This is a genomic window from Alteraurantiacibacter aquimixticola, assembly GCF_004965515.1.
Taxonomy (GTDB): Bacteria; Pseudomonadota; Alphaproteobacteria; order Sphingomonadales; family Sphingomonadaceae; genus Alteraurantiacibacter; species Alteraurantiacibacter aquimixticola.
Genome location: NZ_SSHH01000001.1, coordinates 201,506 through 214,514, shown reverse-complemented (window position 1 = coordinate 214,514; position 13,009 = coordinate 201,506). Strand labels below are relative to the sequence as shown.

Genomic DNA, 13,009 nt, shown 5'->3' with positions numbered 1-13,009 from the left:
ATGCGCCGTGCCGTCCTGCTTTGCCTGCCCCTGGCCCTTGCCGCCTGTTCGGTGGAAGAGGAGGAGATCGCACCCGGTGCCGTTGCGGAAGAGGCAAGCGTGGCGGCGGTGGAAACCATCTCTGCCGTCGACCTCGCCGCCATGCTGAAAGCGGGCGAGGCGATCTTGGTGGATGTGCGCACGCCGGAGGAATTCGCCGAAATGCGGCTGGCGGGCGCGCTCAATGCCCCGCTTTCCACGTTCGATCCTGCCAGCATCCCGATGGAAGTGGGGCGCACAACAATCCTGATGTGCCGCTCCTCACGCCGTTCCGGAGAGGCCGCGACCAAGCTGGCCGAACACATCGGCGGCACCGTGCGCCATCTGGAAGGCGGCATCCTCGCCTGGGAGGAAGCGGGCCTCGAGACACTGGCCGAACCGCGCCCCGCGAGCTGACTGGGGGGGGCAGGTGAGCCGCTTCACGTTCTCCTACGACGCCCCACGCGCCGCGCCTTCGGGACTGGTCGATCCGGTCAACGATCCGGCAAAGCTCGCCGCGGTCGGCGCAGCGGTAAGCAGCCGCCTGTCCGGCAAGCCCGGCATTGTCGCGCATGGCGGCACGAAGGCCGACCTGTTCACCATTCCCGGCTTCCGCGATGCGAAGGAATGCGCGCGGCTGGTCTCGGTGATCGACAGCCGCATCGGCCCTTCGGAGCTGTTCGAGGGGACGGAGGTAGACGGCTTCCGCACCAGCTCCACCCATCATTTCGACGAAGGCGATCCCGATGTCGTCAGCCTGCAGCGGGCGATTGCCGATGCGCTTGGCATTCCCGTCGCCCATGCCGAGGTAATGCAGGGACAGCGCTACCTGCCGGGCCAGCAATACAAGCATCATTTCGACTATTTCACGCCCGGCCAGCCCTATTGGCAGCAGGAACGGCGACGCGGCGGGCAGCGCAGCTGGACGGCGATGCTCTGCCTCAACGAGCCCGAAGCAGGTGGCGCGACCGACTTCCACAAGCTCGGCGTCGCCATCCCTCCCAAGACGGGTACGCTGGTGGTGTGGAACAATATGGACGCCGGCGGCCACCCCAACCCGGCCACGCTGCATGCAGGAATGCCGGTGGACGCGGGCGCCAAATATGTGATCACCCAGTGGTTCCGGCAGGACGAATGGAGCCTGCACCTGCGCTAGATGCTACCCACAAACCGAAAGAGGCGGCCCGCAGCGGACCGCCTCTTCCCCCCAATGCTGCCTGCGACTGGTGTCTTCAGGCCGCGTATTCGGTGTCTTGTCCTGCCTCGCCCTTGCGACGGCGGCGGCGCATGAACACGGCGCCCGCGCCAGCACCGAACAGCAGCAACATGCCCGGTTCCGGTACCTTCGTGCCGGAGGTGGTGCTGGTGGTCGTCGTCGTGCAGTTGCAGCCGCTCGAAGAGCTGGTCGAAGTCGAGGTAGACGAACTGGTCGAGCTTGATGTGGACGTGGAAGTCGACGAACTGGTGCTGGTCGAGGTCGAGCTCGACGAACTGGTGCTCGTCGACACATTGCCCGACGTTGACGTCGAGGTAGACGAGTAATTGCCAGAGGAGCTGGTGACCGAACCGGTTGAAGTGCTCACGCTGCCCGTCGAGGTCGACACGCCGCCCGTGGTCGAGGACGTCGAAGTGGACGAGCCGCCGGTCGAGGTCGAAGTCGAGCTACCGGTCGAGGAATTGTCGATATCGATGTCGATATTGATGTCCCCGCCGCTGGTGCTGCTCTGGTCCTGGTCCTGCTCCTGGTTGACGATGATGTCGCCAATGGAGGAGCTGCCGCCGCTACCCCCGAAGAAGCCGCCGAAGAATCCTCCGCCGAAACCGCCGAAGCCTCCCGAACCACCGATGATGATCGGCTCCCCGCCACCACCGCCGCAGCAAGCTTGCGCGGCAGGAAGCGGCAAGGGCGGAAGCGGCAGCGGAACGGGTTCCGGCTCGGTTTCCACCACGCGGCGAATACGGGTGGTTTCACGCGGCGGGATCGCGCGGGCCGCCGGCACGTCCTTCACCGATGCCAGCACGGGCGCTTCCACGGCCTTGTCGGACTTGTAGTCCACTTCCGCTGCCTGCGGCTCGGCGACATGCACCGCGCCGCCCGTAACCAGCGCACCCCCGGCGGCTACGGCGGACATCTTCGCAAGGGCCATTCGTACGGACATAAGTGTCTCTCTTCGCGTTTCCCTGTCGAACCACGCTGCCCCCAAAACAGGCCCATATGGTCCTTCCAACGCTCTCAAAGAGACGGTTCTTGGCGGAAGGGGCAATGGTAAAGAGGTGCTTAACCCTGTCCCACGCCCACTTTTCTCGGCGGATTTGCGTGGCTCGCAGTGCTTTGTCCCACATTGGAACCGAACCGGCGCCCTTCGCGAAGGCTGTTCGGCGCCGAGGGCCTATTTGGACGGGTCGAACAGCCCGCCCTGCGCACCCGATGGCGAATCACTTGGCGGATCGATTCCCAGATGCGCCCAGCCGCCTGCATTGAGGCAGCGCCCGCGCGCGGTGCGCGCCACCAGGCCGAGCTGGATGAGGTAAGGTTCGACCACTTCCTCCACCGTGTCGCGCGGCTCGGATAGGCCTGCTGCCAGCGTCTCCACGCCCACCGGCCCGCCCTTGTAGATATCGGCGATCATGGTGAGGTAGCGGCGATCCATCGCATCGAGGCCAAGGCTATCGATCTCCAGCCGGGTGAGCGCCTCATCCGCAAGTTTGGCCGTCACCGTGCCGCCACCGCCGACATGGGCGAAATCGCGCACGCGGCGCATCAGCCGGCCTGCCACACGCGGCGTGCCGCGCGAGCGGCGGGCAATCTCGCGCGCGCCCGCGGGATCGATCTCCAAGCCCAGCAGCCCCGCCCCGCGCGTGACGACCTTGAGCAACTCGTCCTCGGTATAGAAGTTGAGCCGCACCGGAATACCGAAGCGATCGCGCAGCGGCGTGGTCAGCAGCCCCTGCCGCGTGGTCGCGCCGACCAGCGTGAAAGGCGGCAGGTCGATGCGGACAGAGCGCGCAGACGGCCCCTCTCCGATAATGATATCGAGCGCGCGGTCCTCCATCGCGGGATAGAGCACTTCCTCCACCACCGGGTTAAGACGATGGATCTCGTCGATGAAGAGGACGTCATGCGGCTCAAGGTTCGTGAGCAGCGCGGCCAGATCCCCCGCCTTGGCAATCACCGGGCCGCTGGTGGCGCGAAAGCCCACGCCCAGTTCCTTTGCCACGATCTGCGCCAGCGTGGTTTTGCCGAGGCCGGGAGGGCCGAAGAACAGCACATGGTCCATGGCCTCGCCCCGGCCCTTCGCCGCCTCGATAAAGACGCGCAAATTCTCCCGCGCGGCCTGCTGGCCGACGAACTCGCCAAGCGATTTCGGGCGCAGCGCCGCGTCCGGGTCTTCCGGCTGGCGGTCGGGGGTATGGAGGGGGACGGGATCGGTCATGCTCAAGGGATGTTCTGGTAGCCTTGCTGGTGCAGCAGCGCAGTGGTGACCGTCTGCGAATAGGTCATGAGGACGCCCGGCAACAGGTCTTCGGCGGTAATGCCCTGGCTCAGCGCCGATTGGCCGCAGACATAGAACTGCACGCCATGCGCGATCATTTCGGCGATCGCTGCGGCGCTGGCATTGCTGGCCCCGTCATTGGCGGCGCCATAGGCCGCGTCATGCGTGACATCGCGGATCGAGGGGCCGTGGAGGACGATGGCGAGTTTCACGTTCTCCTCCGGCACGCCGGCATGGACCAGCAGGTTGACAAAGCGCGCCGCGCTGTCGATCCGCCCATTGACCTGGCCCGGTTCGGCCGCGCGGACAATGTCGAAGATCGCCTTGATCTCCCCATCCGCCGGGACCGGTATGTTGTTTTCGACGGGTCGCCACGATCCGAATTTGGTGAAGACCGGCCCACTCATCCGCTCCTGTGCCAAGGCTGGAGCCGCCACCAGAGAGAGGGCCATGGCGAGGATCAGGGGCAGTCTGCGCATCGGATAGTCTCCTTCGGGGCGGAGTGGCGGGCGATCAGAAAGGATTGAGCGTATAGCCCTGCTGTTGCAACAGCGCATGCGCGGTCATGGCGGAAAGCGCCATCTGCACGCCGGGTGCGAGGTCTGCCTTGGCGATGCCCATGCCGGTGGCGCTCTGGCCGCAGATGATGATCTGCACGCCATGGTCGAGCAGCGCCGCGATCACCGGCAGGTTCGCATTCTCTGCCCCGTCGAAGCGCGCGGCATAGGCCTCTGCGCTCAGCACATCATTGCCAGCCGGGCCATGGATGACGAGCGCCACCTGCACCCGCTCCTCCGGCACGCCGGCACGCACATGCATGTTGATGAAGCGCGCCGCGCTGGTCAGCGCGCGGTTGACCTCTCCCTGCTCGGCCTGCGCAGTGACGTCGAAAGCGACGCGGAAATGGGCGTCGGCGGGGATTGTCATGTCGTAGTCGACATCGGCGACGGGGCCGAAATCGGTGAAGACCGGGCCGGTGGTGAATTGGGGGATGTCTTGTGCGACGGCAGGGGTGGCGAGCAGCAATGTAAGCACCACGGGGAGGAACCGGAAAAGGTTCCCCGGCTGACGGTCCGCAGAATGGAGAAGGACGGATTTGATCATGCTAACCTACTGTGCGTTTCCAGCGAGAATCAATTCACGAAGGAACACCGATTCCGGCTTCTGCCGACAGACCGCGATCGCAGTCTCAATCGCAACTGCACGCTTCTCGCGATCTTTGAAGAACTGAACTTCCTCGCGATCCGTAACGATTGCCGCACCTCCATAGAAGGAGATCAGGGGATTTCTCCATGGCCCTGAGGCAAGCTCCAGCGAGTGATACCAGTCATAATCGCGCACGGCCTGCTCACAGGTGTATTCCGTCCCGACCGGTATCGACAGGGTGAAGGAGTATAGATGTATTTTTAGCCGCGCCCGAATCTCACCGTTTACAGTGTGCGTTTCGGGCAACCCGTTCTCTTCAAGTTTGGCGACAGCATACTCGTCGAGAACAACCGACCCCGTCGATTGCTCGACTAGGACATCAAATACATCCCGTTCTGGCGCCAATTGGGCCACCACTATTAGCTCGCCATGCGCTCCTTGCTCCCGCAATTCCGCCGACAGCGGAAGCCAGAACTCGGTTTCTGGGAGAGTTTCCTCTTCTTGCGCTTTGGCCGTGCCCGCCAAGAAGACCAAGCTCGCCAATCCAGCGATCGACACGATCCATCGTTGCAAAGCAAGCTTCCTTGCTACCATTTCATCACCCCGCCGCCCTCTTCAACGCCACACGGATCAGGTCACTTTCGCTGGCATCATCGCCAAGCTCGTTGAGCGCGGTTGCCACAGCCTGCGCCGCCACCGCAGGTTTGAAACCAAGGTTTTCCAGCGCCGATGCGGCATCGGAGCCCGCCCTGCCCTTTGGCGCTGCGGCAACACCCGCCACTCCGCCACCACCCGGCAAAGCGCCCGCCTTGTCCTTCAGCTCATTGACGATGCGCCCCGCCAGTTTCGGCCCCACGCCCTTGGCCCGCGCTATCGCGGCGGCGTCCACCGCCGCGCAGGCATCGCGCAGTTCTCCGGTCGAAAGCGCTGAGAGGATGGCAAGCGCCACTTTGGACCCCACACCCTGCACCGAATTGAGCAGGCGGAACCAGTCGCGCTCCGCGCTTTCGGCAAAGCCGAGCAGGCGCATGTCGTTCTCCGACACCTGCAGGTCGGTATAGACGGTGCAGGCCTCTCCGGTCTCGCCCAGCGCGGAGAGCGTCTTGGACGAGCAGTGGACCAGATAGCCGACGCCCTGGACGTCGATCACCGCCCAGTCCTCACCGGTTTCGTCGAGCAGTCCCTTCAGTTTCGCGATCATGTTCTGTTCCTGCCCGTTTTGCGCCTCAAAGAATAGTCCCGCCGCACACTTATCGTCATTGCGAGCGACCGAAGGGAGCGCGGCAATCCAGTCCCGGCACTGGATTGCTTCGCTCCGCTCGCAATGACGAGTGGTGGACAAATCGTCCGGCTTGGAGGAAAGACGCGGCCCATGAGCATGAACACTTTCGGACGCGTCTTCCGCTTCACCACCTGGGGGGAAAGCCACGGGCCTGCCTTGGGCGCGGTGGTGGACGGTTGCCCTCCGGGCCTGGAAGTGAGCGAGGAGGATATCCAGCCTTTCCTCGATGCGCGCCGTCCGGGCACCAGCCGCTTTACCACGCAGCGCAATGAGCCGGACCAGGTGAAGATCCTCTCCGGCGTGTTCGAGGGCAAGACCACCGGCACGCCGATCAGCCTGATGATCGAGAATACCGACCAGCGCAGCAAGGATTATGGCGAGATCGCCAAGGCATACCGCCCCGGCCATGCCGACTATGCCTATGACGCGAAATACGGCCATCGCGATTATCGCGGCGGCGGGCGGTCGAGCGCGCGCGAGACAGCGGCGCGGGTGGCGGCGAGCGCGATCGCGCGGCTGGCGATCCCCGAGGTGGAGATCACCGCCTATGTCTCCGCGATCGGCGGGGACGAGATCGACCGCGACAATATCGACTATACCTACATCGACCAGAACCCGTTCTTCTGCCCGGACCATCTGGCCGCCGAACGCTGGGAGAAGCTGGTGGACGAGGCGCGCAAGGACGGATCATCGCTCGGCGCAGTGGTCGAATGTGTGGCGACGGGCGTGCCTGCAGGATGGGGCGCGCCGATCTATGCCAAGCTCGATGCAGACCTTGCCGCCGCGATGATGGGCATCAACGCGGTAAAGGGCGTGGAGATCGGCGAGGGCATGGCCGCAGCCGCCCTGCGCGGTGAGGACAATGCCGACGAGATGCGGCCCGGCGCGGCAGGTGAGGGGCCGGAATTCCTCGCCAACCATGCGGGCGGGATCGCGGGCGGCATCTCGACCGGCCAGCCTGTCGTGTGCCGCGTGGCCTTCAAGCCCACCAGCTCGATCCTGATCCCGCGCCAGTCGATCAATTCGGAGGGCGAGGCGGTCGATATCCGCACCAAGGGGCGGCATGATCCCTGCGTCGGCATTCGCGGTGCGCCGGTGGTCGAGGCGATGATGGCGCTGGTGCTGGCGGATCACATGATGCTGCACCGGGCTCAAGTGGGTTGATGTGACGCTCGCCCATCCGGGCGAGCATCCTCGGTGCCATTCCCTCCGTTTCACTTCGGGGCACCTGCGGGCGGGCGGTCGCCCTTGCGGACCTGCGGCCCGTTTGAACTAGTGCGAAGGCGTTGTTCTAGCGATAGACCGCCAGACCCAGCACAATTCTGCCCACCTCGTTGAACCACGGCGATCCCACCACGGCTTCGTGGATCGCGCCCTCGACGAAAATCCACGCAGCTCCGAACAGCGAATATCTGCTGATCCCACCGGTCTCACGCCGTTCCTGCCACAGGATGGCCGCCGCCATTCCCCACAGCGTCAGGTAGAGCCAGAAGGTCGGGATAGGATCGTCGAGCCCCAGCGCGTTGGACCAGAAGCGGTTCACGCCCGGCGGCAGCACGGGCAGCATCGCGAACATCATCATCCGCTTGTGGATCTGCGGTCGTTTCACGTTGCGGATCGCCAAGGTGAACATGATCGCGAAGCCGATCACAGCCAGGATGCCGAGGTAGAGACCATCGGTGCCGGGATCGCGCCCGGCATCCATCCCGGCACGCGAGGCGATGAGTTGGGTGGCGAGGCCGATCAGCAGGATGGCGGTGGCATGGGCGATGCCCCATGTGCCAAGGCTGCGGTGCAGCTTCACATTCCCGGTACTCGCCAGGCCGGTCTGGGCCAGCAGCAGCAGCATCCAGGTGCCGAACACCACGGCGTGTATGTGCACGATAGGCGGCGCGGGCGGGAAATTACCCTGTAGAGCCGGCAATCCCGAATGGATTCCAAAGCCGGCGATGACGAAGAAGCACATGGCCAGCGCCAGCCAGAAGAAGAATGACGGTTTGAATCTGCGCACGCCTGTTGGCGCTGCGGCAATACTTGCTGTCATGAAAGCCCCTCCCCGGCCTGCCTTTCGGCCCTCGCAATCTAGCGGGCCGCCGGCGCGACGCAAACGGATTTGCCCAATACCATCGCCCGAGTCGCAGCAGGCAGGCGCACCGCCCTGCCAGCAGGATTGGTGCAAAAAATACAACAGCTGTTGCACTTATCGAAACATTCACGGAGGTGATCGAATATTTCAATCACCGCAATCGCAACAAGCCGCTTTTCAGATCACTGAAGCACCCTATCTCCAGCGTCGAGTTTCAGACCCGATACAGGAGATTTTGATGGGTATCATCGGCAGCAAGATTACGCCGTTCAAGGCCACCGCATTCCAGGCCGGCAAGGACTTCTTCGACGTCACCGAAAAGGACATCGAAGGCAAGTGGGCCGTGTTCTTCTTCTACCCGGCGGACTTCACCTTCGTGTGCCCGACCGAGCTGGAAGACATGGGCGAAAAGTACGAAATGCTGAAGGGCATGGACGTGGAAGTATACGCCGTGTCGACCGACACGCATTTCAGCCACAAGGCCTGGCACGACACGTCCGAGAAGATCGGCAAGCTCAAGTTCCCCTTCCTGGGAGACCAGCTGCACACGCTGTCGAAGAACTTCGACGTGCTGCGTGAGGAAATGGGCCTGGCCGACCGTGCGACCTTCGTGGTCGATCCCGACGGCATCATCCAGATCATGGAAATCACCTGCGAAGGCGTGGGCCGTAATGCCAACGAACTGACCCGCAAGATCAAGGCGGCCCAGTATGTCCGCGCTAACCCCGGCCAGGTCTGCCCGGCCGCTTGGGAAGAAGGCGCCGACACGCTGGCTCCCTCGCTGGACCTCGTGGGCAAGATCTAAGCCCACCACTTAACTGAATAACGAACCCGTCGCCCCCGACGGGTCGCGTGAACGGTCCGGGGCCTTCCACCTCCCCCATCCCCCCGGAAGCCCCCGGGCCGTTTTTCACTTCTTACGACAGGAGACATGCGATGCTCGATGCCAATATGACGCAGCAGCTGCAGCAATATCTCGGCAATCTGCGCGAACCGATCGAACTGGTCGCCTCGCTCGACGACAGCAAGCGTTCTTCCGATACGCGTGAACTGCTGGAAGAGATCGCTGCCCTGTCCGACAAGGTCAGCGCCAGTTTCGACGGCGACCATGACCGCAAGCCAAGCTTCATCATCCGCCGCGCATCCGATGCCGGCAAGTGGGTCCGCTTCGCCGGCCTGCCGATGGGGCACGAATTTACCTCGCTCGTCCTCGCCTTGCTGTGGGCAGGCGGCCATCCGCCGAAGGTGGAGCAGGAGGTCCTCGACCAGATCGCCGCGCTGGAAGGCGATTACGAGTTCGAGATGTTCTTCTCGCTTTCCTGCCACAACTGCCCGGACGTGGTGCAGGCGCTGACGCTGATGGCGCTCTACAACCCGCGCATCACGGCGACGCTGATCGAAGGCGGCTCCTTCCAGGAGGAAGTCGATAGCCGCAATGTGATGGCCGTGCCCGCGACCTTCCTGAATGGCGAGATGTTCGCCAGCGGCAAGATGGGCGTGGAGGAAATCCTGCAGAAGCTGGACGGCAATGCCTCCGCCCGCGCCGCGGCGAAGCTGGCCGACAAGCCCGCCTTCGAGGTGCTGGTGATCGGCGGCGGTCCCGCCGGTGCCTCGGCGGCGATCTATACCGCACGCAAGGGCTTCAGCACCGGCATCGCGGCGGAGCGTTTCGGCGGCCAGGTTCTCGACACGATGGGGATCGAGAACTTCATCTCCGTCCCCTATACCGAAGGCCCCAAGCTGGCCGCGCAGTTGGAAAGCCATGTCGGCGAATACGACATCGACGTGATGAACCTGCAGACTGCGAAGAAGTTGGTCCCCGCCGAACGTGCGGGCGATTACCATCAGGTCGAGATGGAGAACGGCGCGGTGCTCAAGGCCCGCTCCGTCATCCTCTCCACCGGCGCGCGCTGGCGCAATCTGGGCGTTCCGGGTGAGCAGGACTATCGCAACAAGGGCGTTGCCTATTGCCCGCATTGCGATGGTCCGCTGTTCAAGGGCAAGCGCGTGGCGGTGATCGGCGGCGGCAATAGCGGCGTCGAGGCGGCAATCGACCTCGCCGGTATCGTTGGCCACGTGACCTTGTTCGAATTCGACAGCAAGCTGCGCGCCGACGAGGTGCTGCAGGACAAGCTGCGTCTGATGCCCAATGTGGACATTCACCTGAATGCGCAGACGACCGAGATCACCGGCGACGGCGAACGCGTGAACGGCCTCATCTACAAGGACCGCGAGAGCGGAGATGAGCGCAAGGTCGCGCTGGAAGGCGTGTTCGTGCAGATCGGCCTTGTGCCCAACACCGAATGGCTCAGGGATTCCGGCCTGGCGCTCAGCCAGCATGGCGAGATCGAGATCGATCACAAGGCGGCGAGCAACCTGCCCGGCGTCTTCGCCGCGGGCGACGTTACCACCGTGCCCTACAAGCAGATCATCATCGCCATGGGCGAAGGGTCGAAAGCGGCTCTCAGCGCATTCGACTATTTGATCCGCAATGCGGCCCCGGCAGAGGCAATGGCAGAAGCCGCCAAATAGGCTGCCTCAGCCGAACACACAGCGAAGCCCCGCCCGCGCCCCGGCGCCGGCGGGGCTTTTCGTTTGGGCGCAGCGTGGGAACGCCTCACCTTTTGAACGTCAAAATCGATCATTGAATGCCAATCAATCGGTTAGACGAATAAGTCACAGAGGCGCATCTTCCTTGTGTCAACAGATTGGCGACTCGCCGCAGGGGCGCGTCGCCACCACTCGAGAGGAGAGATTTCCATGGACGCAGAAACGGGTTCGATGTCGGGCGGATGCCCCTTCACCGGCGGCGTAAGGTCGCTGCTTGGCCGTACCAACAAGGACTGGTGGCCCGATGCGCTCCAGCTCGAAATCCTCACGCAGGAAGGCAGGGCCGCCGATCCGATGGGCGCGGACTTCGATTATTGCGAAGCCTTCAACGCCGTCGACTATGCCGCGCTGAAGGCAGACCTCACCGCGCTGATGACCGACAGCCAGGACTGGTGGCCGGCCGATTACGGCCATTACGGCCCCTTCTTCATCCGCATGGCCTGGCATGCAGCCGGCACCTATCGCACCGGCGACGGTCGCGGCGGCGCGGGCAGCGGTCAGCAGCGCTTCGCTCCGCTCAACAGCTGGCCGGATAACGGCAACCTCGACAAGGCGCGCCGCCTGCTCTGGCCGATCAAGAAGAAATACGGCAAGCATATCAGCTGGGCCGACCTCTTCATCCTCACCGGCAATGTCGCGATCGAGAGCATGGGTGGTCCCACCTTCGGCTTCGGCGGCGGTCGCAAGGACGTGTTCGAGCCCGAGAACGTCTATTGGGGCACGGAAGAACTCTGGGTCGACCAGGGCGCCGAAACCCGCATCATCCCCGATGAGGGCAAGGCGATGGACAACCCGCTGGCCGCGATCCAGATGGGCCTCATCTACGTCAATCCGGAAGGACCGGGCGGCAATCCGCACGATGCCGAGGGCATGGCCCGCGACATGCGCGAGACTTTCGCCCGCATGGCAATGAATGACGAGGAAACCGTGGCTCTCACCGCAGGCGGTCACGCCTTCGGCAAGGCGCACGGCATGGTCCCTCCGGACCAGCTTTCCGGCAGCCCCGAAAGCGGCGCGCTGGAAATGCAGGGCTTTGGCTGGGCGACCGATGACGACCAGATCGCCAAGGGTCACATTACCACTTCGGGCATCGAAGGCGCATGGTCGAACAACCCCATCAAGTGGGGTGGCGACTACTTCCGCCTGCTGTTCAAGTATGACTATGAGCTGGTGCAGAGCCCGGCTGGCGCCAATCAGTGGCAGCCGATCAACCAGTCCGAAGAGGATATGGCACCCGATGCGCGGGACCCGAACAAGAAGGTCCCGACCATGATGACCACCGCCGACATGGCGCTGAAGCGCGATCCGGAATATCGCAAGATTTCCGAACGCTTCCGCGATGATCAGGCGGCGCTCGACGATGCCTTCGCCCGCGCATGGTTCAAGCTGTGCCACCGCGACATGGGGCCCAAGGCGCGTTACCTCGGCCCGGAAGTCCCGGCCGAAGAGCTGATCTGGCAGGACCCCGTTCCCGCCGGCAGCAAGCCTTCGGACAGCGATGTCTCGGCCTTCAAGTCGGCCATTCTCGGCAGCGGGCTCTCCGTTTCCGAGCTGGTCAAGGCGGCCTGGGCCTCGGCCTCGACCTTCCGTAATTCGGACAATCGCGGTGGTGCCAATGGCGCCCGCGTCCGCCTCGCGCCGCAGAAGGACTGGGCGGTCAACGATCCGGAGGAACTGGGCAAGGTCCTCGCCAAGATCGACAGCCTGCGTGGCAACCTCTCGATGGCCGATGCCATCGTGCTGGCTGGCGCGGCTGCGGTCGAGAAGGCGGCCAAGGACGGCGGCTTTGCCGTATCGGTCAATGTCACCACCGGCCGCGGCGACGCGAGCGAGGAGCAGACCGATGCCGAGAGCTTCGAGCCGCTCGAGCCCTTTGCCGACGGTTTCCGCAACTACCTGAAGACCAAGGCGAGCGTGAAGACCGAGGACATGCTGGTCGATCGCGCAAACCTGCTCGGCCTCTCCATTCCGGAGATGACCGCGCTGGTCGGCGGCATGCGCGCGCTGGGTGCGGTGAGCAACCACGCCGATCATGGTTCGCGCATCGGCGTCTTCACCGATCGTCCGGGTGTGCTGTCGAACGACTTCTTCGTGAACCTGCTCGACATGGGCACGCGCTGGAAGGTCGTGGACGAGAGCGGCGACGAGGAGTTCGTCGGCACCGACCGCGCAACGGGTGCGGAAAAGTGGCGCGCCACGCGCACGGACCTGGTCTTCGGCTCAAACTCGCAGCTGCGGGCGATCTCCGAAGTCTATGCCGAGGACACCAGCAAGGAGAAGTTCGTGAAGGACTTCGTCGCAGCCTGGACCAAGGTGATGGATGCCGACCGCTTTGACCTCACCATGGCGAAGTACCACTAGGAGGTCGTCCCA

14 protein-coding genes are annotated in these 13,009 nt (G+C 64.0%); 7 read left to right on the top strand and 7 right to left on the bottom strand.

The window, feature by feature from the left end:
• Window positions 1-435, top strand: a complete 435-nt coding sequence (locus E5222_RS00900; protein ID WP_136691648.1) for a rhodanese-like domain-containing protein — start codon at window positions 1-3, stop codon at window positions 433-435.
• Between the two features lie 13 nt (window positions 436-448).
• On the top strand, window positions 449-1,174 hold the full coding sequence (locus E5222_RS00895; RefSeq protein WP_136691646.1) for a prolyl hydroxylase family protein: 726 nt from the start codon (window positions 449-451) through the stop codon (window positions 1,172-1,174).
• 76 nt (window positions 1,175-1,250) lie between these two features.
• Here the strand turns inward: E5222_RS00895 and E5222_RS16695 are convergent, their stop codons facing one another.
• The gene (locus E5222_RS16695) at window positions 1,251-1,526 is read right to left on the bottom strand and encodes a PEP-CTERM sorting domain-containing protein (RefSeq protein ID WP_246021561.1); all 276 of its coding nucleotides are present in this window, start codon (window positions 1,524-1,526) and stop codon (window positions 1,251-1,253) included.
• Window positions 1,527-1,575: 49 nt separating this feature from the next.
• Between E5222_RS16695 and E5222_RS16690 the strand changes: the two genes are divergently transcribed.
• On the top strand, window positions 1,576-2,070 hold the full coding sequence (locus E5222_RS16690; RefSeq protein WP_246021583.1) for a hypothetical protein: 495 nt from the start codon (window positions 1,576-1,578) through the stop codon (window positions 2,068-2,070).
• Window positions 2,071-2,408: 338 nt separating this feature from the next.
• On the opposite strand, the gene ruvB is transcribed toward E5222_RS16690, so the two are convergent.
• The 5 genes from ruvB to ruvA are packed head-to-tail and all read right to left on the bottom strand — an operon-like array spanning window position 2,409 to window position 5,859.
• Complete coding sequence (gene ruvB / locus E5222_RS00885; RefSeq protein WP_136691642.1) at window positions 2,409-3,452, bottom strand: Holliday junction branch migration DNA helicase RuvB; 1,044 nt, start codon at window positions 3,450-3,452, stop codon at window positions 2,409-2,411.
• A 2-nt stretch (window positions 3,453-3,454) separates the two neighbouring features.
• Window positions 3,455-3,991: a DsrE family protein gene (locus tag E5222_RS00880; RefSeq protein WP_169053436.1), complete on the bottom strand. Its 537-nt coding sequence runs from the start codon at window positions 3,989-3,991 to the stop codon at window positions 3,455-3,457.
• A gap of 34 nt (window positions 3,992-4,025) precedes the next feature.
• Complete coding sequence (locus E5222_RS00875; protein ID WP_136691639.1) at window positions 4,026-4,616, bottom strand: DsrE family protein; 591 nt, start codon at window positions 4,614-4,616, stop codon at window positions 4,026-4,028.
• A 6-nt stretch (window positions 4,617-4,622) separates the two neighbouring features.
• Entirely contained in the window at window positions 4,623-5,252 is a 630-nt protein-coding gene (locus E5222_RS00870) for a hypothetical protein (RefSeq protein WP_136691637.1), read from the bottom strand.
• 4 nt (window positions 5,253-5,256) lie between these two features.
• A complete protein-coding gene (gene ruvA / locus E5222_RS00865; RefSeq protein WP_136691635.1) occupies window positions 5,257-5,859 on the bottom strand; it encodes a Holliday junction branch migration protein RuvA in 603 nt (200 codons plus the stop codon).
• Window positions 5,860-6,030: 171 nt separating this feature from the next.
• Between ruvA and aroC the strand changes: the two genes are divergently transcribed.
• Window positions 6,031-7,104: a chorismate synthase gene (aroC, locus tag E5222_RS00860; protein ID WP_136691633.1), complete on the top strand. Its 1,074-nt coding sequence runs from the start codon at window positions 6,031-6,033 to the stop codon at window positions 7,102-7,104.
• A 127-nt stretch (window positions 7,105-7,231) separates the two neighbouring features.
• On the opposite strand, the gene E5222_RS00855 is transcribed toward aroC, so the two are convergent.
• A complete protein-coding gene (locus tag E5222_RS00855) occupies window positions 7,232-7,951 on the bottom strand; it encodes a hypothetical protein (protein WP_136691631.1) in 720 nt (239 codons plus the stop codon).
• A 313-nt stretch (window positions 7,952-8,264) separates the two neighbouring features.
• Here E5222_RS00855 and ahpC point away from each other — a divergent pair, with 313 nt between their 5' ends.
• From ahpC to katG, 3 genes are all read left to right on the top strand, one after another.
• Window positions 8,265-8,831, top strand: coding sequence for an alkyl hydroperoxide reductase subunit C (ahpC, locus tag E5222_RS00850; protein WP_136691629.1), 567 nt, complete (start codon window positions 8,265-8,267; stop codon window positions 8,829-8,831).
• A gap of 131 nt (window positions 8,832-8,962) precedes the next feature.
• Window positions 8,963-10,558 carry an alkyl hydroperoxide reductase subunit F gene (gene ahpF, locus E5222_RS00845; protein ID WP_136691627.1) on the top strand — a complete coding sequence of 532 codons (1,596 nt, stop codon included), beginning with the start codon at window positions 8,963-8,965 and terminating at the stop codon, window positions 10,556-10,558.
• A 228-nt stretch (window positions 10,559-10,786) separates the two neighbouring features.
• Window positions 10,787-12,997 carry a catalase/peroxidase HPI gene (gene katG, locus E5222_RS00840; protein ID WP_136691625.1) on the top strand — a complete coding sequence of 737 codons (2,211 nt, stop codon included), beginning with the start codon at window positions 10,787-10,789 and terminating at the stop codon, window positions 12,995-12,997.
• Window positions 12,998-13,009: the final 12 nt, after the last annotated feature.